At 56.7% G+C, this 22131-nt stretch carries 18 protein-coding genes; 9 read left to right on the top strand and 9 right to left on the bottom strand.

Annotation, left to right across the window (positions count from 1 at the left end):
- Positions 1 to 74: 74 nt before the first annotated feature.
- The 3 genes from EKM95_RS02110 to EKM95_RS02100 all read right to left on the bottom strand — a co-directional run bounded on the left by EKM95_RS02110 (position 75) and on the right by EKM95_RS02100 (position 1886).
- A complete protein-coding gene (locus EKM95_RS02110; RefSeq protein WP_125696180.1) occupies positions 75 to 407 on the bottom strand; it encodes a hypothetical protein in 333 nt (110 codons plus the stop codon).
- 68 nt (positions 408 to 475) lie between these two features.
- The gene (locus EKM95_RS02105; protein ID WP_225423127.1) at positions 476 to 1120 is read right to left on the bottom strand and encodes a SpaA isopeptide-forming pilin-related protein; all 645 of its coding nucleotides are present in this window, start codon (positions 1118 to 1120) and stop codon (positions 476 to 478) included.
- A 247-nt stretch (positions 1121 to 1367) separates the two neighbouring features.
- Positions 1368 to 1886 (bottom strand): alcohol dehydrogenase, encoded by a 519-nt coding sequence (locus EKM95_RS02100; protein WP_225423125.1) that lies wholly within the window; start codon positions 1884 to 1886, stop codon positions 1368 to 1370.
- A gap of 293 nt (positions 1887 to 2179) precedes the next feature.
- Between EKM95_RS02100 and EKM95_RS02095 the strand changes: the two genes are divergently transcribed.
- Complete coding sequence (locus EKM95_RS02095) at positions 2180 to 3100, top strand: helix-turn-helix domain-containing protein (RefSeq protein WP_125696178.1); 921 nt, start codon at positions 2180 to 2182, stop codon at positions 3098 to 3100.
- 205 nt (positions 3101 to 3305) lie between these two features.
- Here EKM95_RS02095 and EKM95_RS02090 read toward each other — a convergent pair whose 3' ends face one another.
- The 3 genes from EKM95_RS02090 to EKM95_RS02080 form a co-directional block, all read right to left on the bottom strand.
- A complete protein-coding gene (locus EKM95_RS02090; protein ID WP_164510053.1) occupies positions 3306 to 5900 on the bottom strand; it encodes a BspA family leucine-rich repeat surface protein in 2595 nt (864 codons plus the stop codon).
- Between the two features lie 865 nt (positions 5901 to 6765).
- Positions 6766 to 9498 carry a BspA family leucine-rich repeat surface protein gene (locus tag EKM95_RS02085; protein WP_225423123.1) on the bottom strand — a complete coding sequence of 911 codons (2733 nt, stop codon included), beginning with the start codon at positions 9496 to 9498 and terminating at the stop codon, positions 6766 to 6768.
- 253 nt (positions 9499 to 9751) lie between these two features.
- Positions 9752 to 10828 carry a YeiH family protein gene (locus tag EKM95_RS02080; protein WP_125696175.1) on the bottom strand — a complete coding sequence of 359 codons (1077 nt, stop codon included), beginning with the start codon at positions 10826 to 10828 and terminating at the stop codon, positions 9752 to 9754.
- A 98-nt stretch (positions 10829 to 10926) separates the two neighbouring features.
- Here EKM95_RS02080 and EKM95_RS02075 point away from each other — a divergent pair, with 98 nt between their 5' ends.
- Entirely contained in the window at positions 10927 to 11760 is an 834-nt protein-coding gene (locus EKM95_RS02075) for a LysR family transcriptional regulator (protein ID WP_125696174.1), read from the top strand.
- A gap of 141 nt (positions 11761 to 11901) precedes the next feature.
- Here the strand turns inward: EKM95_RS02075 and EKM95_RS02070 are convergent, their stop codons facing one another.
- Positions 11902 to 12246 (bottom strand): hypothetical protein, encoded by a 345-nt coding sequence (locus EKM95_RS02070; protein WP_125696173.1) that lies wholly within the window; start codon positions 12244 to 12246, stop codon positions 11902 to 11904.
- 173 nt (positions 12247 to 12419) lie between these two features.
- Entirely contained in the window at positions 12420 to 13292 is an 873-nt protein-coding gene (locus tag EKM95_RS02065; protein ID WP_125696172.1) for a helix-turn-helix domain-containing protein, read from the bottom strand.
- A gap of 305 nt (positions 13293 to 13597) precedes the next feature.
- On the opposite strand from EKM95_RS02065, the gene EKM95_RS02060 reads away from it, so the two are divergent.
- The 5 genes from EKM95_RS02060 to EKM95_RS02040 all read left to right on the top strand — a co-directional run bounded on the left by EKM95_RS02060 (position 13598) and on the right by EKM95_RS02040 (position 18278).
- Positions 13598 to 14668 carry a Gfo/Idh/MocA family protein gene (locus EKM95_RS02060; RefSeq protein WP_125696171.1) on the top strand — a complete coding sequence of 357 codons (1071 nt, stop codon included), beginning with the start codon at positions 13598 to 13600 and terminating at the stop codon, positions 14666 to 14668.
- An 11-nt stretch (positions 14669 to 14679) separates the two neighbouring features.
- Positions 14680 to 15408: a ThuA domain-containing protein gene (locus EKM95_RS02055; RefSeq protein WP_125696170.1), complete on the top strand. Its 729-nt coding sequence runs from the start codon at positions 14680 to 14682 to the stop codon at positions 15406 to 15408.
- A complete protein-coding gene (locus EKM95_RS02050; RefSeq protein WP_125696169.1) occupies positions 15395 to 16159 on the top strand; it encodes a sugar phosphate isomerase/epimerase family protein in 765 nt (254 codons plus the stop codon). The genes EKM95_RS02055 and EKM95_RS02050 overlap by 14 nt, the downstream gene beginning before the upstream one ends.
- On the top strand, positions 16156 to 17136 hold the full coding sequence (locus tag EKM95_RS02045; protein ID WP_125696168.1) for a sugar phosphate isomerase/epimerase family protein: 981 nt from the start codon (positions 16156 to 16158) through the stop codon (positions 17134 to 17136). Before EKM95_RS02050 ends, EKM95_RS02045 begins: the two co-directional genes overlap by 4 nt.
- Before the next feature lie 92 nt (positions 17137 to 17228).
- A complete protein-coding gene (locus tag EKM95_RS02040; RefSeq protein ID WP_125696167.1) occupies positions 17229 to 18278 on the top strand; it encodes a Gfo/Idh/MocA family protein in 1050 nt (349 codons plus the stop codon).
- Between the two features lie 184 nt (positions 18279 to 18462).
- On the opposite strand, the gene EKM95_RS11960 is transcribed toward EKM95_RS02040, so the two are convergent.
- Complete coding sequence (locus EKM95_RS11960) at positions 18463 to 18576, bottom strand: putative holin-like toxin (RefSeq protein WP_225423122.1); 114 nt, start codon at positions 18574 to 18576, stop codon at positions 18463 to 18465.
- A 646-nt stretch (positions 18577 to 19222) separates the two neighbouring features.
- Here EKM95_RS11960 and EKM95_RS02035 point away from each other — a divergent pair.
- A complete protein-coding gene (locus tag EKM95_RS02035; protein WP_125696166.1) occupies positions 19223 to 21661 on the top strand; it encodes a glycoside hydrolase family 3 protein in 2439 nt (812 codons plus the stop codon).
- Positions 21662 to 21680: 19 nt separating this feature from the next.
- Entirely contained in the window at positions 21681 to 22115 is a 435-nt protein-coding gene (locus tag EKM95_RS02030; protein ID WP_225423120.1) for a GNAT family N-acetyltransferase, read from the top strand.
- Positions 22116 to 22131: the final 16 nt, after the last annotated feature.

Genomic DNA, 22131 nt, shown 5'->3' with positions numbered 1-22131 from the left:
CCTCTGCATTCATTATACGACAGTAACGGAACGGTTCCCATGAAAACAAGGCACTTACAAATATTCAGTATCCACTAAGTAGTAGGATCTGACGCATCGATTGTCGTTGCGCCGTCCGCCTTCGTCACTTTTTGAACAGTGAACTTGATGCCAGACAGTGGCTTATGAACACTGGTGTCGATGCCAGCTTCATCATCAGTTGTCCCAGTCGCAACACCTGCACCGTCTTTGGTCGAATACTTATGAATGGTAATACTCCGAGTAGACGTGTCATCTGAAACTAATGAACTGCTTGCCGCGATCGTGCTTTGGCCGTTATTGACCAAGGTCACTGCGGTTGTGGTGAGCGCACCCAAGGCCAGGCCGCATACGCCAATTGTATAAAGTAAACGTACAGATTTTTTCATTATCATTCCTCCGAAGATCGCGTCTAGCACGCGATCGAGATACGCAAGTTAGCCTTGCGTTCCACAGCTCAGTTGCCGGCCGAATGGGCACGGCGCTTTTTGAACAATTGCAAAAGGACAAATGATCCGGCCATCACACCGGCCGCAAGAACCAACAGGCTGTACCCCACAGCGGGTACGATGCCACTGGTCTGCATGATCTTTTTGTCTTTGACCTTACCGACGATGGTGCCGCCAAGCGTCTGCTTCTTGGTGCCACCTTCAGACGGAGCTACCAGCCCGGACTTGGGGGTATAAACAAAGTCACTGATGAGCTGGCCAGCCATTTTATAAGGAAGAGAAAAAACGATCGGCGCTGCGGGCTTCGGGACGCCTGGGCCCTTTAACTCCGCGAGCAGGTAATCGCCGGTGGTCAGCTCAGGCCCGCTGATTGTCGCGGTGCCTTGCTGGTCGGTGACTAAGATCTGATCCAATGCATCCGTCCCGCCAACCACTTGATAGGACGATGCATCTGCTGGATCGATCTTTTGTTTGGAAGAAAGGGCCTGCACCTTCACAAGGTGGTATCGCGCGCCGGCTAGTGGCACCGTTGTCTGGGCGGTGCCGGCTTCGCTTTTTGCGGATACCTGTTTTTGAATGGTGATGCTCGGCGCACTTGTTGCCGCCTGCGCCGCGGACCCTTGCGACCCACTGATGGCCAGAAGAAATGTCACGACTGTTAACGCGAATACGCGCAACCGGTTAGTCAACATCTCTCACCACCTTATGTTTGCTGCGATGTAATTGGCTTGTTGTGTCCGACTTCATCACCTTCCTCGCGACTGAAACCAAGCTCGTGAAAGCCGGTCAATACGTCTTGAACTTGATCACAGTGACATCTTATGGAATTTGCTAAGCCCGGAAACAATGTGATACACATCTGATACAGAGAATTTTTAAAATCCCGTGCGGCCCCGGGTTCTAATGGGTCATTTCGGTGCTCTGATTGACGGCAGGTGGTAAAGCGGTCCGCGTGCGATCTGGAAAATAGCGTGCTTCCGCTTCTCGGCGTGCGGCCACCGCCTCATTGAAGCGATGGAAACGCTGGTTCAAAACAATGCGTCCCCGCAGCATCAAGCGCGCGTTCCAAGTCTGGCTGGCTTGATCAAAACTCACGCCGACCACCCCACTGCGGTTTGTCACGCGAATATTCAGCGACGCCGAAACGTTGGTCCCATTCGCAACGCCCAGCTGTGCGGCGCACCCGGCGTGTTCCCGCAGCACCGGTGTCGTCAACATCACTTCCCGCGAACGTTCGCGGCGCAAACACCCACAACTTTGCGTGGTGCCCCTGCGCAAGCGATAACTGTCCACGTCAAGCGTGTTCCCACAATCACATTGACAATGCCACATCGCATTCCCATTTCCGGCGTGGCCGACCCAACTCACCACGACCAGCCGCCCGAAACGCTTACCCGTTAAGTCGATTCGTCTGGTCATCCTAGATTCCCCCTTTCGATAACGCCATCATAAGGGGATTCGGCCGGCGATAACCAAAAGCGTACGCATCTGATACATAATTCTTTTAATTTGCGGGTTGTTTTTCCATTGTCATCAACGTCGCATATCTGCTACACTAGCCAAAACTGAGCGATTATATTGATACAATCCGGTTTGGTAAGGTGTGTCTGGCAATCGTTTGCATAAGCGGCGAAAAAGAAGCACACTAATAACAACAGGGCACGTTTTTCTGTGGGGAGAGTAGCGCGTCTGGTGGTGAGGAGGGACCCATTATGGGTTATATTGGACCGACGATCAGAGACATTCGCACCAACAAAGGTCTCAGTGCGAAATATATGTACAACGACATCATGTCGCGCGTGAACTATTCGCGTTTTGAAAGTGGGAAGATCGATACCTCTGCCGAGAACCTGATGGAGATGCTCAAACGGATCAATTTAATGATGTTCGAGTTCGCCAATTTGTCTGGGCGCGACACGGCTGCGGCGGTGGCCGAAACGGATCGCATGACCCAGCTCGTCGCTGAAGGACATGCGACTAAGAACCCTGAGAATTTTCGCGAGGCCAGCCGCATTGTGTACAAGAGCTGGCAAGAGGAAGGCTACGTTGCCGATCACGACATGTATCTGACGATGAAGGTGTACGCGGACTTCTACGCACATCATGGGCAGGTGATCGACGCGATGCCGGAGCTGCGCGACCTGCTCAATTATCTGGATAAAACAGAGACGTGGTATTCCTACGAGCAGATGATGTTGTATAACCTCTTGCCAATTTTGTCCGTGGACGAACTCTTGATTCTCCTACCGCTGTATCTCCAGCGCATCAACAAGGTCAGTCAGATGGATGCCAACATGGCCACGATCGGCGAGATCTTCGTGCAGGCCTTCCAGGTCGCGATCAATCACCGCGATTACGGCGTGTTCAAGAAACTGTTGGGCATGTTCAACGAGACCCACATTCAGGAGCGCTACATGGCGCCGCATTTCTACCGGCGTCTGTACAACGACTACGCGAATTACTACGATAAAAAAGACAATGCGTGCCTGGGTGAAGTGGAGTCGATGCTGGCCACGGTGCGGAATCTTGATTTTCCTTCTTATTATCCGCAACTTGCCAATACCGCTTTGTCGCTGCATGTTTGGCTGGCGGATGACGCGCCGAGCCTCAAAGATGTCGAAACAAACGGCTAGTGTTGCCTAATCCACTGACATAACCATAAACAGGTCTAAAACTTCGAGTGCTGATCGCACACGGAGCTTTAGACCTGTTTTGTTATATGAGGCTCTGCATTGATTTGTGTTTTTTCCTCTTGTCGCAAAAATATCTTCTCGAATCAAAACAGGTCCTCCCGAAAGAGCACCTGCACAAATATTTGTGAGTGGGAAAATTTCCCAGTCAATCCCGTTTCCGCCGCACGCTGAAGATCAGGCCAATCAGCCCAACCAATAGAGTGAACCCGCCGACGATCGACAGGATCAGGCCGCTTGAACTGCCGGCTTCAGGAAATTGCGAGGCCCATTTTTCCACCTTGATCAGGACATTATCTGAATCGGTGTTGGTGATCGTGATGGCTTTTTGCTTGGCGTCATTTGGATCCGCGAAGTCGTAACCAACCGGCAGCTGCGGGGTGTAGGTCAGGGTGTCGCCAATGTTGCCGGTGAGCGTCACACTGTCGCCGACTTGGACATTATTTTCATCCTGATACGTGATGGTCGCGCTGGCCTGCCGAGAATAGAGGACATAGGTCGCGGCGTTGCGCCCGGTGTAGGTCGAGGTGACGGTGTTGCCTTGGACGGTGGTCAGGTCGGTCAATCCTTGCGGCGCGTCGAGGGTGCCGCCATCCACGGAGACCCAGGAACGGGTGGTCGTGGCGTTTGGAACGTCCGGGGTGATATTGAAACGCGGGCCAAAGGTGATCTGGCGCAGCGCGTCCATATCCTCGAACATGCTGGTAAAATTCGTGACCTTGCTGGTATCCCAGTTGGTGAAATCGAGGACCGCCAGATTGACGGCCCGAGTGAACATGTTTTGCGTGGTGGTCAAATTGGTGGTGTTCCACTTCGCGAGACTGCCGATATTCCGCAATTGGGTGACCCGGAACATCGCCAACATGGTCGTGACGTTGTGCGTATCCCAGTTATCGAGGTCACCGATGTCGGTCAGGGCCGCCGTTTCGTCAAACATATAGGACATGTCGGTCGCCTTGCTGGTATCCCAGCCTGACAGATCCCCAATATCGTTCAGCGTCGAGGTTTGGGCAAACAGATAGTCCATCGCCGTGACGTTCCCGGTATTCCAATCATCCAGGTGGCCGGGCGTCTTGAGCGCGGTGAAGGCAAACATGTGCGACATGGTGGTCACTTGGCTGGTATTCCAGTTGCCGAGGTCCCCCACCGAATTCAGTTTCGTCGTGTTGTAAAACATAAACGACATGTCGATCACGTTGCCAGTCTCCCAGCCGCTCAGATCACCGGGATTCTGGACGGCGCAAGCGCTAAACATACCATCCATCGCCTTTGCTGCGGCGGTGTCCCATTGCGACAGGTCGCCGAGGTTGCTCAAGGCTGTGGTTCTGGCGAACATGGAACTGAACCAGTTGACGTTCTGGACGTTCCAATCATCGAGGCCCGTGATCGTCTTCATTTTTGAATCGAGCTGGAACATGGCGGTCAGATCCTGCACCTGCGAGGCATCCACATTGGCAAGGCCTTTGACCTGGGTCAGGCGCTGATAATTGCCCGCATTTTTCCCGACCGCATCTGTGCCAAACAAAAATCGGCAATTGGCCGGCAAGATCACATGCCCATCGATCGAGATCTGGGTGATGGCATTACTGTAGATGCGCCACGGCGATTCGCCTATGGAATCGGCGCCGGTACCCGGGCCGATGTGGAGCACGTTGCTAGTATCGATGTACCAGCGGCAGGTACCCCAGATGCCCTTTGCCACCACGTTGGTCACCTGCACGTTGACGTTATCCGTCGAATCCGTGGTGATCGTCGTGCTCGGCAAATTGGTCAGGCTGAATGGATCGTCCGTGCGAATGTATCCAGCAAGCGGCCCACTGCCTTTGACGCCACCCGCCGTGTTGATGTTTTCCTGATCGTAGAACATGTCGGTCGGCGCGATCAAGGCGCCGGGCCTGCCCATGTATTTGATCTTATAGACAGGCGTTTGGGCCCCACGATTGTTGACGGTGTAAAACGTGTACAGTGCGACTTGCATCGGCCAAGCCGGTACAGTTGTCCCCTGGCCGTTCGCCGCATTGGTGAATGTGTAGACAAAGGTAGCCGGGAGATAATCGGCATCCCCGAGCTCGTTGGGATAGTGCACCGTCACGGAGGACCCGGCTTTGCCTGTGATGATCACGGTCTGGCTCGAGCCAGTGAGCTGGTCGACAAAATTGATCGTCGCACTCATTTCCGCTTGGGTCGTATAATTCGGATCGAGCATCACGGGAATGGTGACGGTGGTGTCGCTGCCATCCGCCGGCGCCACCGCAGTCGCAACGGTCCCAGAACCACTCGCTAACATATAGCGAATCGGCACCGCCGAGGAGACTGTTGCGCCGGGCTTGCCACTGATCGTATCGGTGCCAACGACCGTCCCCGCAGTGGTCACGTAATTGAACGTCACCTTCCCCCGCGAGTCGATCACCTTCGTCGTGACATTGACGCTTTCGGCGAGCATCATCACATCTACGGTATTCGCGCCAGCTGTCAGCGTGTACGCGACACTGTAGTCCCCATTTTCCGTCGTGTAGCCATCCGGCAACCAGCTGGTCACACTGGCCCCAATCGGCCCGGAATAGCTTTTGGTGGCGATGATGCGCGGATCATCGTATGGATCGGACTGATACTGGAACCGGACACGCAACGTCACCCGGTCAGCCGGGTCAGCCGCATGCACAATTTGCGGGGAAAATTGTGTCGGCGCCATTCCCACATAGGTGACGCCAAGGGTCAGTGCGGCGGCGGATAATAGCACCATCTGAGGACATCGCTGAGGACGCCCACGTGTTTTTCGAATAGAATTCGTTAAAGTCTGCCACATAACATTACTCCTCCATGTTGATCAGGGTGCGAAGCGGGGCGCTTTGGCCTGAGCGGCTAGCTTGGCTCGGGTGCTTGAGGCGCTCTTAGCCTCGAGTGCACGAGACAGCTAAACGACTCAGGCTTGCCCCGCGAAGCCCAACTTCAGGGTGCGAAGGCCCGCGGGATGCTCGAGCAGATAGGGTAGCCTAGTGCTTGGTGGCGCACTTGGCCACCGAGTGCTGGGCGTACCTATATGCCTCGAGCATGCGGGCCGAAGCCCAACTTCAGGGTGCGGAGCGGGGCGCTCAGGGGTGAGCAGCTAACTTGGGCCTGGCGCTTGGGGCCGCCCTTAGTCCCGAGTGACGGGACCAGTTAGATGCCTCACCCCTGCCCCGCACAGCCCAACTTCAGGGTGCGGAGCGGGGCGCCTTGGCCTGAGTGGCTAGCTTGGCTCGGGTGCTTGAGGCGCTCTTCGCCTCGAGTGCACGAGCCAGCTAGACGACTCAGACCTGCCCCGCGCAGCCCAACTTCAGGGTGCGAAGGCCCGCGGGATGGTGGAATCTCGCCACTTGCGCACGCCTGATCCATACGTGGCCACGAAGCAGACTCGCACCACAGATTCGATACCCGATCTCCAGTATGCCCGCGATCACCGGCCACACACTTAGCTGTATCATAACTGTTTCAATTTTGAGCGAAAAATCGGCGCAATCATGCGTCATGACGGGGTTCCTCATGTAAAAGGCGCGAATGACTTGGCCCACGAGACGCAAAAACCGCCGACCCATGTTCGAGTCAGCGGCTTCAATCAACTATTCAATTTAGCGCTCGCGTTTCCGGCGGCTGAAGAGCAAGAGGCCCACTGCTCCGGCCAATAGCGCGACCGCCCCAGCAACCTGCAGGACCAGCCCACTGGCGCTCCCTGCTTGTGGGAATTCGGAGTGCCATTTTTCCACTTTGATAATCACGTTGTCATCCGCGCCGGTCGAAATCGTGATGGTCTTTGGATCCGCGTCGCTTGGATTTGCGTAGTCGTAGCCACCTGGCAGTTGCGGTGTGTAAGTCACGTTGGCGCCGATGTTGCCGGAGACTGTTACCGGATCGCCGACCGGGTCGCCGGTTTCATCCACATAGGTGATGGTCGCTGTGGCTGTCGCGCCTTGATACGTGTAGTCGATCTCGGTGTCTTGAGTCGTGTCCGGATCGACGGTGACTTGCTTCGCCTCTGTCGAACCATCGGAGCCCACGACCTGATAGCCCTCAATGGCATCTGGCGTGTAGGCCGCCCAGATGCCGACCGGCTGGCCATCATCCCCGATGATCGACGGGTCGCCATCCTCTAGCTGCCATGAACCAGTTGCGCTTGCGTCGAGTGCCCCAGTCACCATATCGTAAGAGACGGTGCGGTTATAAGTGACGCTTTGGTTGATCGTCGTTACCGTATTGTCAGGCTTGGTGACGGTGATCTTGCGGGTGATGGTTTTTGATTGCTGATCAGTCGTGTGTTTGTGAGTCAAATGCACGGTGAAATCATCCGTATCATCATGCGTCACGGTCACCGAACCAGTCGCGTTCTCGTCGGGTGTCAGTTGGTAATTTTCCGGTACATCCAGTGTGTAAGCCACATCGGTACCGCGCTCGCCTGTGATTGTTTGGGTGCCAACTGTTTTGCCACCATCGTCATCATCAACAAAGGTTGCAGTGGCTGAGTCTGTTTGAATGGCAAAGACGTAGGTGCCGGCAGGACCGCCAGCAAATGTGGAGAAATACACGCCTTTGCTGTTTGGCGTCGGACTTGTCAAGTTTGTGAGGCCTTCTGGATTATCGACCGTACCATTGTCTACAGATAACCACCAACGTGTTTCGTTACCGTTCGGAAGAGTCGTCGTATTTACAAATCCAGGGCCAAAGGTGATCTGGTGCAAGGATGTCATATTGTCAAACATGCCGCTCGTATTGGTCGTTTTAATCACTGGAATACTGCTTGTATCCCACCCCTCAAGGTCGAGCACCTCGATGGCGGCATCCCCAGAAAATAGGTTCTGCATGGTGGTGACCTTACTTGTGTCCCAGTTTGAGATATCGCCCAGGCTGGTCAAAATGGCGTCTTTCGAAAATGTGCTCATCAAATTAGTGACGTTGCTCGTATCCCAATTTGAGAGATCCCCCAGGCTGGTCAAAACGTAATCATTGCCAAACGTACCATTAAGCGTCGTGACATTACTTATGTCCCAGTTTGATAGATCGCCAAGGCTGGGAACAAGCACTAAGGAATTAAATGTGGTCGTGAGGTTGGTGACATTGCTAACGTCCCAGTTGGTGAGATCTCCTAGGGTGTTGACCGCTTTCATTGAATTAAATGCACTGCTCATATCGGTGATATTGCTAACATTCCAGTTGGATAGATCACCAATGGAGCTGATCCAACTAGTATTATTGAACATTAGTGCGATCGTCGTCACATGGCTCATATCCCAGTCGGATAGATCAAGCGGGCTTGTGAGCTTCGCGTACGAAAACATGCTGCGCATATCCGTGACCTTACCTGTCTTCCAAGTTGAGAGTGACCCAACATTGACGAACCCGGTCTGTAGAAACATGTTTTGCATTGTCGTCACATTTGAGGTATTCCAGTCTGACAAATCTGCCGATATGGTTGACGTACGACTACCCATGTATGAAAAAGTATTTTTAAAGGACGTGACATTCGCCGTGTCCCAGTTATTCAGCCCCTCGATCTGAGTCAGCTTATCATCATATGAAAACATACCCGACATATCAGTCACTGCTGAGGTATCGAAATTCTCGAGCCCTGTCACACTGGTCAACGACGACCACGATCGGATTGTATTCACATTGCCAAAGAGATAGGCAGAGATTGCCGGTAATTTAACATGACCTTCAACGGAGATCTTCTTAATTGTTGTCTGGAAGGCCTCCCACGGCGAATAAGTCCACGTATGAAGCCCATCTGGATCAACGACTGGCGAAGTCGTCGTGTCCATCCCTGTCCCTGGTCCAATGTGCAGGACGTTATCGGTATCGATGTACCAATGGCAGGTGCCCCAGATGCCTTTTGCGACAACTCTCTGGAGCTGAAGCACTTGATCATCACTGGCATCGGCCGAGATGGTCATCGCTGGCAATGGATTTTCCCCAAATGGGTCGTCGGCGAGGACATACGAAGCCAGGTCTCCCGAGCCCAAGGCCCCCGCGGCGGTGTTGATGTTATCCGCAGAATAGGTATCATTGGCGGCATCGGAGATCACAGTCCCTGGCTGGCCGGATTCTGCGATATCTTGAATCACGGTTGATGCGCCGGTCGAGGGATCCGTGTATGTCAATTGATAATGGCCATCCGAATCCGCATCGGCGGCACGGACCGTCTGGACGTTGGTGCCGCTTAATGGTGTTTGCGCGACCACGCCAGCCGTTGTCCCGATAGCCAGTAATGCGACCACGGTGACCCATTTATGTGTTTGCTCGTCGAAGCGTTTTTTCTTGTAATTACGTTTTTGATCACAGCGGTATTGCCCTTGCGTCACTGCACTCACCCTTTCATCACGCGCCTGACCGACCGGCCAAAGCGCGTGTGCCCGCGGCTCTTACGAAATTCGCGAAAACCCAACGATTCCCGTCATTTCCTTTTATGTAGATAATAGCCTCTCGGGATTTCGAGCGTGCTTCGTGTAACACATCTGATACTGGAAAAAGATAGGTAGTGAACTGAAACGTGGTCAGATGCCTGGGCGAGGCGCATCGAACGTTAAAGTGGGGCGTCGCGTTCTGTATAGTGGCATGCGGACTTTACCGCACCAGTAGCCGCACCAACAACGCGCCCAGCGCCACCTGCATCACCAGGGTCCCGCCGCCAAACAAGGCGATGCGCTTGCCTTCTTTGAGAAAGGCGCGCAGGTCCAGGCGCAGGCCGATCGCTGCCAGGGCCGTGGTTTCGAGCCAGCCTGAGAGCCAATGGGCATCGGCCGCGACGACTTTTGGCAATTGGATGACGCTTCCCAGCAGGCAAAAAGCGGCGAAACCCAGGACATACCAGGGAATCAGGAACTGTATTCGCCGCGCGGCGACCGCGGTGGGCTGGGGCTGGGATTGGCCTTGAGTCTGGGATTGAGTCTGGGATTGAGCCTGAGCCTGAAGCCGAGCCTGGCGTTGATGCTGATGGCTAAAGAACAGGACGGCAAAGACCAGCAGGACGATGCGCATGATCTTGAACAGGGTCGCGTAGACCACGGTTTGGCCTTCGACCATGCTGGCGCTGGCGATGACTTGGCCGACGGATTGGACGGTGCCGCCGATCAGCGCGCCGATCGCCAAAGCGGAGCGGCCGACCAAAAGCGGCGCGAGTAGTGGTAGCGTCAGCATCAACACGGTCCCCATCAGATTGACGATGGTGACGATCGTGCCGACTTGCCGCTCGTCGGCTTCGATCACCGGGGCGATCGAGGCGATGGCGCTGGAGCCGCAGATCGCGTTGCCCCCGGCCATGAGTTGGCGCTCCTGGTCGGCGAAGTTGAGGCGCCGGCCGAGCCACAGGACAAAGGCGATGGTGCCGCACATCTGCAGGGCGACGAAGAGAAAGCCGCGAATGCCGATGGCGCTCAGGGTCGACACGGTGAGGGTCAGGCCCAGCAGCATCACGGACACTTCCAGAAACTTGCTTTCGGCGAATTTGGTCCCGCGGGCGAGTTGCGGCTGACGAAGAATGGTGTTGCCCAGCGCGATGCCAAGCAGGATGGCCAGGGTCGCGCCGCCGAGGGCCGGCACGAGCTGGGCGGCGGCTTGGGCGATGATGGCGACGGCCAGGCTGACGGCGATGCCGGGGAGCGTGGCGAGAAAGGTGGTGGTGCGGGTCTGTGTCTCAGTCATTGAGGCGCCTCCTAGAAAAATGATAAGATAAGCGTATCAAATGATTTTCGCGTTACGATACAGATTCTCAATGATACTGATAGAAAAGAGCGATTCAGATGTTTGAGCGATTGCGCGTTTTTGATGCGGTGTATCAGACCCGCAGCTTCACGGCGGCGGCGCAGCGGCTGTTTGTCAGCCAGCCCACGGTGTCGCACCACATTGCCCAGCTTGAGGAGGAGCTGCACACGCCGCTGTTTGACCGAAGCGGCAAGCAGCGCGTCATTCCCCTGCCCGCTGCGGATGCACTGGCCGAATTTGCGCAGGGCACGTTGACGTCTTGGGCGCAACTCCAAGACCGCCTTGCCCATTTGACCGGGGGCAAGGGCGCGTATTTGCGGCTTGGGGTGTCGCAGAGTATCGCGACGCTCCTGTTGCCTCGCGTGATCGCCGCGCTCCAGCAGGAATTGCCCCAACTGCAATATGATCTGACGGTCTCCAACTCGCAGGCGGTGTTGGCGGGCCTTGGCGAGAAGCACCTGGACTTGGGCCTGCTGGAACAGCCCCTCAATCGCAGTGGGATGACGCGCCAGTTATTGGCCGCGGATCAATTGGTGCTGGCCGGGGCGGCAACGGGCCGCCTGTTGACCCGTGAAAATGGGTCCGGGATCAATTTTTACACGGATCAATACTTGCACGAAACGGATCGCCAGCCGACCAGTATCTGTCGCGTCAACAACAATGCCGCGCTGGTCGAAATGGTCGCGGCCGGGGTCGGCCAGGCGGTGATGTCGGCGGCCTTGGTGCCGGATGGCGTCCCGACCACGCCGCTTGGCCCCCATTTCCTGCGCTCGTTTTATCTGATGCGGCCCAGCGACAGCCAGGATCCCTGGTTGCGCCGCGCCAGTGACCTGATCGCGCGGGTCGCGGCGGACGGCGAAGACGAAGACTAGGCCTTGGACAGAGTGGCCCGCGGGATCGCGTTTCTGCGGCGCGTGCCCGGGCCAATCAAAATAGCGTCGACCACTTTCCTTCTATTAAAAAGGAAGTTGGTTGGCGCTATTTGTGTGGCCACATTTGCGGGGCGGGTCAGGTTACGCCTCGTCCATGTCGATCATGTCCACGGATTCCTCGAGGCTGTCGGCGATCTCGTTGTCGTCGATGAAGGTCGCCCACTCTTTGGCGGATTTGTCGGCGCTGATCGAGCCGCTCAACTGGTCGAACACGCTTTTCATAAACGTGGCCTGCGACTTGTCGACGGCGCGGTCGAGTTGCGTCTGGTTCCACCGCTTAGCCGGCTGCCGGCGCTTATTTTTCTCCACCTCATACGCCATCATCTTGGCGCGAAAGTTGCTGACCACCCTCGAGTTCTCATCCAAGTAAGTTGTTAATTCGTCCACATCCATCGCTTTGCCCTCGCTTTCGTTTGTCGATTCCATTGTCGAACATTCGTTCCCAAGTTGCAAGTGCTTTGTTGGGGAAAAATTGGGCGGCGCCGTGGGCGGCTGGCGCGTGCCTATTTTTCCTATGGCGGGCTGGGCCTCGTGGTCGGGTGCGGGCATTTGGGGGCGGCTTGGCCTCGTCAGACGGGCCTGGCCTTGTGGGGCGCGGGTCAGCCGGTGCCTTCTTTGCGCATGCGCTTGCGGTATTCGAGCGGCGAGGTCTGCATTTCCCGTTTGAATTCGTGGTGGAAGGTCTTGACGCTGCCAAAGCCGCAGCGCTCGGCGATGTCGGGCATGGGGTCGTCGCTTTCGGTGAGCTCAAAGCAGGCTTTCATGACGCGGTAATTGAGAAGGAAGCGGCCGAATGTCGAGCCTGTGTTGCGTTTGAAAAACCGCGCGAAGTACTGGGGGTTAAAGCCGACGAGACCCGCGATGGCGGGCAGGCTGATGGGCTCAAAGTAATGATCGTTGATGCAGTCGTAGATCTGGTTCAGCTGGCGCGTGACGGTCTGAGCGCGAAGGATGTTAGGGTCGGCGCTATGGGCGGGCACGTCCTTGAGCTCGGGCAGGCGGTGGACGAAGCAGTCGAGAAGCAGATAGAGGTTGCCGATGACGGTGGCGCGCAGTCCCCCATCCCCTGCAGCCTGGCGCAGCGCGGCGAGGATCCGCGTGACTTCGGCGGCGACAGGCTTGGGCCAGTCCTGGGAGCATGGCGGCCGGTGCAGCATGGTCTCGTTGATGCCAGACAGCGATGTCTGCATCAATTGCACGTCAAAGATCGCAATATCGAACTGAAAGACGTTGCGCAAGGAATTTGGGCTCGGGAGAAAATAATGCGGCTGGCCCCCGGCGAAAAAGAAGATGTCCCCTGCCTCAAGCGTGTACATGCGGTCCCCCACGCCGATGCGCGTCTGGTTCTGCACGGCCTGGATGATCTCGATCTCTTTATGACGATGGGGAAAAACAGGGCCGCCGCCATCGTTTTCAAAGTAGCGAAACGGCAGCGGTTCGGACCAGACAGGAATCTCGATGAAGGTGGACATGGGGGCCTCCGAGTGAAGTTCAAAAATATTAGGGACTGGGGATCGTGTGAGAGTGCTTCGCCATTTCAGAATAGTAGGGCTCCGCCGAGCAGGGGTGGGACATCTAACTGGCTCGTGCACTCGGTGGCATGGTTCGCCACCAAGCACCCGAGCCAGATTAGCTGCCCACCCCTAAGCGCTCGGCTCCGCACCCTGTCACTATTCGGCACAATTTTGTCTTGTTTCTGGGAAGAAAGCGCTTCATGTCATCATTATACTAAAGCCGACTCAAATAGAAAGCCGGTTTTTCGGCAAGGAGGAGCTCTATGACTATCAAGATCGGCATCATTGGTTGCGGCGGAATCGCCAACGGGAAGCATTTGCCGGCTCTCAGCAAGCTTTCTGATGTGTCGCTTGTCGCATTTTGTGACCTCATTCCTGAGCGCGCGGAGAAAGCGTGCCATGAGTATGGGGCACCTGGCGCGACCTGGGGGACGGATTATAAGGAGCTGCTCAAGCAGGATCTCGATGTGGTGCATGTGCTGACGGAAAATGCCCAACATGCCCCACTGACGATTGCGGCGCTTGAGGCGGGCAAGGATGTGATGTGCGAAAAACCGATGGCGAAGACTTACGCGCAGGCGCAGGCGATGCTGGAGGCGGCCGAACGCACGGGCCAGCTTTTGACGATTGGGTATCAGAACCGTTTTCGCAAGGATTCCCTGTACCTGCATGAGATCTGCGAGGAAGGCGCGCTGGGCGATATCTATTTTGCCAAGGCTCATGCCATTCGCCGGCGCGCGGTGCCAACCTGGGGCGTCTTTTTAAACCAGGAGGCACAAGGGGGCGGGCCGCTGATCGATATCGGCACGCATGCGCTGGATCTGACACTGTGGATGATGGCTAATTATGAGCCGGATTATGTCGTCGGCAAGACTTACCGCGAGCTCGGCGATAACCCGCATGCCGCCAACGCCTGGGGACCCTGGGATCCGGCGAAGTTCACGGTGGAAGATAGCGCGTTTGGTTATGTCGTGATGAAAAATGGCGCCAGCATTTTTCTTGAATCCAGCTGGGCGCTCAACACGCTGGATGTGCGCGAGGCCAAAACGACGCTGGCCGGCTCCAAGGGCGGCGCGGATATGAACCACGGCCTGACGATCAACGGCGAGGACCATCAGATGTTGTGGCAAAAAGACGTGGATCTGACGGTCGGCGGCGTGGACTTTTTCGATGGCGCAGGCGATGATCCGGCGCTGACGGAGGCGCGTCAGTGGATCGACGCGGTGAAGAGCCGCAAACAGCCGATCGTGCAGCCGGCGCAGGCGCTGGTGGTCACGCAGATTCTCGAGGGAATCTACCAGTCGTCCAGTACCCACAAGCCAGTTTTCTTCTAGGAGGATAAATCATGATTCGTGTGACTGTATGGAACGAGTTTCGGCATGAAAAAAGTGAGCCCGCGGTGCGCGCGGTTTATCCGGACGGCATTCATGGCCAGCTGGCGAGTTTTTTGGCGGCCCCGGATGTGCGCGTGCGCACCGCGACGTTGGATGAGCCGGATAACGGCCTGCCGCAAAGTGTTTTGGACGAGACGGATGTCCTGCTTTGGTGGGGACACATGGCGCATGGCGATGTGGCAGACGCCACGGTGGACCGGGTCTGGCAACGGGTCATGGACGGGATGGGGCTGATCGTCCTGCACTCTGTCCATTTTTCCAAGATCTTCAAGAAACTGATGGGCACGTCCTGCAACTTGAAGTGGCGCGAGGACGGGCATCACGCGCGAATCTGGAATGTGAAGCCGTCGCATCCGATCGCGGCCGGCATCGGCGATCATATCGAGCTTGAGCAAGAGGAAATGTACGGCGAGCAATTCGATGTGCCGACGCCGGACGACTTGATCTTCATCAGCTGGTTCCCGGGCGGCGAGGTCTTTCGCAGCGGGATGACGTATCATCGCGGCAACGGCAAGATCTTCTATTTCCAGCCGGGACATGAGACGTATCGGAGTTATTACAATCCAGATGTCCAGCGTGTGATTCAAAACGCGGTGCGCTGGTGTGCGCCGGATCATCCTCGCGAGCGACTGTTTGACCACTTCGAGGCCTTGGAGGTTCTATCCGATGACAACCGGTAAACCGCTGCGCGCGGGCCTTCAACTTTATAGTGTGGGCGAGGCGATGGCGGCGGATCCGCTGGGCACGCTCAAACAAGTCGGCGACATGGGCTATGACGGGGTCGAGTTTGCGGGTTATTTTGACCAGCCGGCCAGCACCCTCGCCCATCACGTCGCGTGCGATGGCATGGTGGTCGCAGGTAGTCACATCGGGCTGGAGAACTTTGAGGATCTTGACTCGGTAATGGCTGATGAGGCGAAACTTGGAAACCACAATTTGATTATTCCCTGGATGAATTTTGCCTCGCGGGATGAATGGGCGGATGCGATGGCTCGGCTCGAAGCGCTGGCGCTGCAGCTGGCCGCGCATGATTTTTCCCTGATCTATCACAATCATGGGCACGAGTTCACGGCGTTTGCGGACATCGACTTGCTGGACGAGCTCACGCGCCGGGCGCCGCATGTGCAGCTGGAGGTCGATACGTACTGGCTCGCGTATGCAGGGAAAAATGTGCTGGCGTGGCTTGAGGCGCATGCGAACCGGGTGGCGATGTTGCATCTCAAGGACATGGCCGGCGTCGGGGAGGCGCGGGAAAGCGTGGTGCTTGGCACAGGCGACTTACCACTAGAAGATTACGCAAAATTTGCGCAGGCGCATGGCATTGAGTGGCTGGTGGTGGAACAGGAGGCCTTCAGCCAGATGTCACCTATGGCCGCCGCGGCGCAAAATGCGTCGTATCTGAAGAAATTGATTGGGAGGTTAGAAGGATGAAACTTGGTGTATTTACGCCTGTATTCAACGCGTTGTCGTTTGACGAGATGTTGGACAAGGCGCAAAGTCTGGGGCTCGAGGCGATCGAGATCGGCGCAGGCGGCAATCCCGGCACGGCGCATCTGAATCCGGAAGAATTGCTCGCGAGCGCGGACAAGCGGCGCGAGTATCTGGACAAGGTAGCGGCGCACGGGCTGACGATCTCGGCGCTGTCCTGTCACAACAATCCGATCTCGCCGGTGCCGGCGGTTGCGGCTGAGGCGGATCGGACGCTGCACAACGCAATTCGGCTGGCCGAGCTGATGCAGGTGCCGGTAGTCAACGAATTTTCCGGGGTGTCTGGCGGGAATGAAACGGACACGGCGATCAATTGGCCGACGATCGCGTGGCCCACGGAATACAGCGATAGTTATCAGTTCCAGTGGGAAAAACGGCTGGTGCCTTATTGGCGACGAATCAATGACGAGGCCGGGGCGGCTGGCGTCAAGATCGGCATCGAGCTGCACGGCGGCTTTTTGTGCCACACGCCATACACGATGTTGAAGCTGCGGGATGCGGCGGGCGAGAATATCGGCTGCAACCTGGATCCAAGTCATATGTGGTGGCAGGGCATCGATCCTGTCGCGGCGGTGAAGATCCTCGGTGAGGCCCGGGCGCTGGTGCATTTTCACGCCAAGGACACGTACCTGGATCAGGACAACATCAACCTGCACGGACTGACAGACATGCAGCCATACGAGGCGATGAAGTCCCGCGCCTGGACATTCCGGACGGTCGGCTATGGACATGATATGAAGACGTGGTCCGACATGATGTCCGCCCTGCGCCTGTATGGCTATGACTATGTCGTGTCGATCGAGCACGAGGACCCATTGATGTCAGTGGATGAAGGCCTGCATCAGGCGGTGAAAAATCTGAAGGGCGTGCTGATCAAAGAGACCCCCGGCGCCACCTGGTGGACCGGGGATACGATCTAGAACAGTGCTTTGGCTTGCGCTTGGACCGCGACGCATAAGCCAGGTCCGCGCATTTTTTCTACTATTGAAATGACAACTGGAGGCATTTTTTCATGAAAGAATTGACGATGGCGATCGTCGGGTATGGCGGCATGGGCTCGTATCATGCGCATGCACTGATCCCCGACGCCGCCCACATTCACCTGAAAGGCGCGTTCGACATTGACCCGGCGCGCCAACAAGCGATCGCCGATGATGGCTTCGTGTCGTATCCGAGTTACGGCGCGCTGCTGGCCGACCCAGAGATCGACTTGGTGCTGGTCGCCACGCCGAATGACCGCCACAAGCCGCTGGCGATTCAGGCGCTGAACGCCGGCAAGCATGTGATCTCGGAGAAACCGGCGATGATGAGCCCGGCGGAACTGGAGGAAGTGCTCGCCGTCGCAAAAGACGCCCACCGCGAATTTTTCACGCATCAAAATCGGCGGTGGGATCCCGATTTTCGCGTGATCACGGAGATCGTTGAAAGCCACTCGATCGGGGATGTGTTCCGCATCGAAAGTCGCGTGCATGGGGCCAACGGAATCCCTGGCGATTGGCGGCATTACGCCAAATACGGTGGCGGCATGATTCGCGACTGGGGCGTGCATTTGCTGGACCAGCTGCTATTCTTGCTGGATGGACCGATCAGCCGCGTGACTGCGGAGACCAGCACCATTTTGGGCAATGACTGCGACGATGGCTTCACGGTGCGACTCGATTTTGCCAGTGGTATCCGCTGCGTGGTCGAAGTCGGCACCACGAATTTCATCCCCCTGCCCCGCTGGTACGTCAAGGGCACCAGGGGCACGGCCGAGATCATCGACTGGGATCTGGCCGGTGAGCAGGTCATCGCGACTGGCGTGGACACGACCGCGCCCGCCCCAATCAAAGCTGGCGTCGGCCTGACGAAAACGATTGCCCCGCCGACTGAAAATGCGGTGCGCCACGCCGCCCTGCCAGCCGGGACGCCGCTTGCGGAGAGCTTCTACGACAATGTCCATGACGTGATCACGGACGGCGCCGAGCGCATCGTGAAAAACGAGGAAGTCCTGCGCCTCTTGCGCCTGATCGACGCGATCTTCCAGGCAGCCGAGACCGGGCAGAGCGTGGGGTTTGAGTGACAAACCAAAAGCAGAGAGATCCCTGTTCAAAGCCCTTCCCAAGATTGGCTGGGCCATGATATACTGAATAAGAAAAGAGCCCGTGCTGGTAACACGGACCCCCATCTGAAGCTACAGAACCGTTAAAAGCGGCCGGAGTTTCGATGATCACAATATTACGAGACCATCACGCCCCTCCAACAGGTTAGTGACGGTCTTTTTTATTGCTTGTGCTGCTTCGGCCATGAACCAGCTCAATCAGCATGATGATAAAGCTACCAAGCTGAAGGAGTAGTTCAAGGCAATCTGCGACACTCACTCAGGCGCCTCCTTTCGGTCAGAGTCGTTCGTTGGTCCCATAGGCACCATCTCCTTCCGATTGAAACTGCCGACCGCCGTTCACTGTTCTGCCTAATCAGGATACCACGAGACGTTATCCTTTGGAAAGAAAAAGCGTGAGATAAAGTTCAAGGAAAGATGATATAATAATTATTTTAAAAGTAATCCCCGTGTGACTCCTAAACACAAAATGTTTTTCATCCATTTTAATCATTGTTATGTTTAAAAGTGAGTCTATATTTCTTAAATGACTTGTTGGTATCCTCAAAAAGTGCTTTTCAATCCTCGATACCCATGGTAATCTGAGATTTGAGGAGGCCCATGCGCCAACAGGGCTCCTCATCTGGAGCGCAGAACCGAAACAGCGGTCGAAGTTACGATCTTAGTCTACAGGGCTAGTCACGTCCCCCGGAAAGGTTTAGTGATCGTCTTTTTTCGTCGTTAGTGCTGGATCGGTCAGCCAAGATTCAGATAGGTCAGCGATGGCCTATTTTTTTGGCTCAGTTTTCTGCCCAGCACCAGCCGAAAACTTGCCCCGCCCCCTTGCCTTTTCCGCCCATTGGCCCAAAATACAGATGAAAACGTTCACGCGAACGCGAAAATTTGGCGATGGAAGGACACATACTATGAAAAAATGGACGCGGCTCAAGTATCATCCCAACACGACACTTGGCCCAAACGGTACCCGAATCACGAGCTCCAAGACCCATGCGGACCTGGCGAGGCGTCTGGCGCGCGAGGGGATGGTGCTGCTGAAGAATGACGACAATACCTTACCGCTGACAGATGGGGTCAAGGTCGCGGTGTTTGGCACCAACCAATTCGACTATGTCAAAGGCGGCGGCGGCAGTGCCGATGTGGTCGCCCCTTATGCGCACGGCCTTTATGACGGGCTTGCGGAAAAAGAGGCGGCCGGGCAACTCAGCGTGTTTGCCCCACTCAGCGATTTTTACCGAGAAAGTGTGCAGGCGCAGCGGGCGGCGCATGTTGAAGTCGGTCGCACCACGCAGCCGGCGCTGGATCGCGCGCTGGTCGAGGCCGCGGCGCGCTTCACCGACACTGCGATCATCACGATCGGCCGTTTTTCCGGCGAAGGCAATGACCGCCAGCTCAAGCCCGGCGATGGCGACTATTATCTGGCGCCGGAAGAGGACGCCATGGTGGCCGCGGCGACGACGAATTTTGCCCATGTCATCGTGGTCTTGAATGTCGGTGGCGTCGTCGATACCAACTGGTTCAAGGACGACACGCGCATTCAGGCCGTCCTCCTGGCGTGGCAAGGCGGCGAAGAAGGCGGGCCGGCCGCGGCGGATCTGCTCATCGGCGACGCGACCCCGAGTGGCAAGCTCCCCGACACCTTCGCCGGCCGCGACGATGCCTACCCGGGCGCCGCACATTTCACCGACTCCCCCGACTATGTCGATTACACCGAGGATATCTTCGTCGGTTATCGCTATTTCGAGACCTTTGCCGCTGCGCGAAAACAGGTCAATTATCCCTTCGGCTTTGGGTTGTCCTATACCCATTTTGCGATCAGCGGCGTCAGTGTTGCGCCGCAAGCTGTCACGTGCGTCACGACCATTTCAAAGGTGGGTGGCACTGACGGCCAGGCCGAAGCGTCCGACGGTTTCCAGGTGACGGCAACGGTGCTGAACACAGGCGACCGCGCCGGCAAAGAGACGCTGCAATTGTATCTTTCCGCGCCTCAGGGGCAGCTTGGCAAACCGGCCAAGGAACTCGTCGCGTTTCAAAAGACGCGCCTGCTTCAGCCGGGCGAGGCGCAAACGATTTTTCTTCGCTTCAACTTGGACGATCACGCAAACTTTGATGATCTCGGCAAGATCGCGAAATCCGCGTTTGTGCTGGAGCGCGGTAATTACGCGCTGAGTCTGGGCACCTCGGTTGCGGACGTTGAAACGCTGGATTGGCATCACCGTGAGCCCGCCGACCGCATCGTGCGCCAAGCGGCCAGCCTTGTGACCCCGCATCAGCTGGCAAAACGGCTCTTGGCGGATGGTAGTTACGAGGCCCTGCCGACGGATAACGTGCAAAAGACGGCCGTCAATGATGGCAGTTCTCGCGTGCCGCTGGATGCGACGCTACCGCTGACCCAGGCGCGGCGCCTGACGCCTCAGCCGGTGGACCGGCCGGAAGACTGGAATGATCCAAGCGAGGCTGGCCTCAATCTGCTGGATGTTGCGGAAGGTCGAGGCACGCTGGCGGATCTGGTCGGTGAAATGACGAATGGCGAACTGGCGACGTTGGTGTCGGGCATTCATGTCCAGCAAAGCGTCTCCAACACCGGCGGCTTTGGCGGATTGCCGCAACATGGGATTCCGGAAGTAATGACGGCGGATGGCCCTGGCGGTATTCGGGTCGAACGCAATATTGGCCAGTCCGCCACTGCCTGGCCGTGCGAGACGCTACTCGCTTCGACGTTTGAACCGGCGTTGCTTCAAGAATTTGGCGCCGCGATGGCCAGCGAGATGAAGGAAAATAATTTGGCGGTCTGGCTGGCGCCGGCGCTGAATATCCATCGCGATCCGCGCTGCGGGCGCAACTTTGAGTATTTTTCCGAGGATCCGCTTTTAAATGGGCTGTGTGGGGCGGCTGAGATCACTGGGATTCAGAACCAACATATCGGCGCGACGATCAAGCATTTTGCCTGCAATAATAAGGAAGAAAATCGCGGCGAAAGCGACTCACGCGTGTCTGAACGGGCACTGCGCGAGATCTATCTGCGGCCGTTTGAGATCGCCGTTCAGCTGGCCCAACCGTGGGCGGTGATGACCAGCTACAACATGCTCAACGAGAACTTCAACGCGCAAAATGGCGAGCTGTTGAACGATGTGCTGCGCGGCGAATGGGGCTTTGACGGGCTGGTCATGACGGATTGGTGGAACCGGGCGTTTCACGCCAAAGAGATCGCGGCCGGCAATGATCTGAAGATGCCGGATGGCGAGGCAGGCAACTTGATTGCGGCGCTGGCGTCCGGCGACTTGACCCGCGAGCAGCTGGAAACGGCGGCGCGCCATGTGCTAGAATTGGTGCTTAAACTCGACTGACAAAAGGAGTCCCCACAAATTGACCACTGAGATCACGACACTGGAAAATCCAACTGAGGCCGAACTGGATCAATTGATGTCGATCTGGCTCGCCAGCAACCTCGACGCCCATGGCTTCATCGACCCGCATTACTGGCAGGCCAATGTCCCCGCCGTGCGCGAGGCGCTGGGCGAGGCGGAATTGATCGTCGCCAAAAACGGTCCAGCGATCATCGGCTTTGCCGGGCTTCAAGGCGACTTTCTGGCTGGGCTATTTGTTGACGCAACGTGGCGCGACCGCGGCATTGGCGGCATGCTGATGGCGGCCTGCCAAGCGGTCCATGCGCGTTTGGCGCTTGAAGTCTATGTGGCCAATTCACGTGCGGGCGATTTTTACCTGCATCACGGTTTTCACGTGAGCGGGCGAACGGTGGATCAAGGGGAGCCAATATTAGAGATGGCCTGGCACCGCTGATTGAGGCAGCCGCCGT

The organism is Lacticaseibacillus yichunensis (assembly GCF_003946405.1).
GTDB classification, from domain to species: domain Bacteria; phylum Bacillota; class Bacilli; order Lactobacillales; family Lactobacillaceae; genus Lacticaseibacillus; species Lacticaseibacillus yichunensis.
The sequence above is the reverse complement of the archived record's forward strand: the minus strand, read 5'-3'. Positions and strand labels throughout refer to the sequence as shown.

Bases quoted from the DNA above. Each gene is read 5' to 3' on its own strand.
- EKM95_RS02075 (WP_125696174.1), top strand. From the start codon at position 10,927: ATGTTTGAGCGATTGCGCGTTTTTGATGCGGTGTATCAGACCCGCAGC.
- EKM95_RS02035 (WP_125696166.1), top strand. From the start codon at position 19,223: ATGAAAAAATGGACGCGGCTCAAGTATCATCCCAACACGACACTTGGC.
- EKM95_RS02090 (WP_164510053.1), bottom strand. From the start codon at position 5,900: ATGGTGCTATTATCCGCCGCCGCACTGACCCTTGGCGTCACCTATGTG.
- EKM95_RS02045 (WP_125696168.1), top strand. From the start codon at position 16,156: ATGAAACTTGGTGTATTTACGCCTGTATTCAACGCGTTGTCGTTTGAC.
- EKM95_RS02060 (WP_125696171.1), top strand. From the start codon at position 13,598: ATGACTATCAAGATCGGCATCATTGGTTGCGGCGGAATCGCCAACGGG.
- EKM95_RS02100 (WP_225423125.1), bottom strand. From the start codon at position 1,886: ATGACCAGACGAATCGACTTAACGGGTAAGCGTTTCGGGCGGCTGGTC.
- EKM95_RS02070 (WP_125696173.1), bottom strand. From the start codon at position 12,246: ATGGAATCGACAAACGAAAGCGAGGGCAAAGCGATGGATGTGGACGAA.
- EKM95_RS02055 (WP_125696170.1), top strand. From the start codon at position 14,680: ATGATTCGTGTGACTGTATGGAACGAGTTTCGGCATGAAAAAAGTGAG.
- EKM95_RS02080 (WP_125696175.1), bottom strand. From the start codon at position 10,828: ATGACTGAGACACAGACCCGCACCACCACCTTTCTCGCCACGCTCCCC.
- EKM95_RS02110 (WP_125696180.1), bottom strand. From the start codon at position 407: ATGAAAAAATCTGTACGTTTACTTTATACAATTGGCGTATGCGGCCTG.
- EKM95_RS02050 (WP_125696169.1), top strand. From the start codon at position 15,395: ATGACAACCGGTAAACCGCTGCGCGCGGGCCTTCAACTTTATAGTGTG.
- EKM95_RS02065 (WP_125696172.1), bottom strand. From the start codon at position 13,292: ATGTCCACCTTCATCGAGATTCCTGTCTGGTCCGAACCGCTGCCGTTT.
- EKM95_RS02095 (WP_125696178.1), top strand. From the start codon at position 2,180: ATGGGTTATATTGGACCGACGATCAGAGACATTCGCACCAACAAAGGT.
- EKM95_RS02040 (WP_125696167.1), top strand. From the start codon at position 17,229: ATGAAAGAATTGACGATGGCGATCGTCGGGTATGGCGGCATGGGCTCG.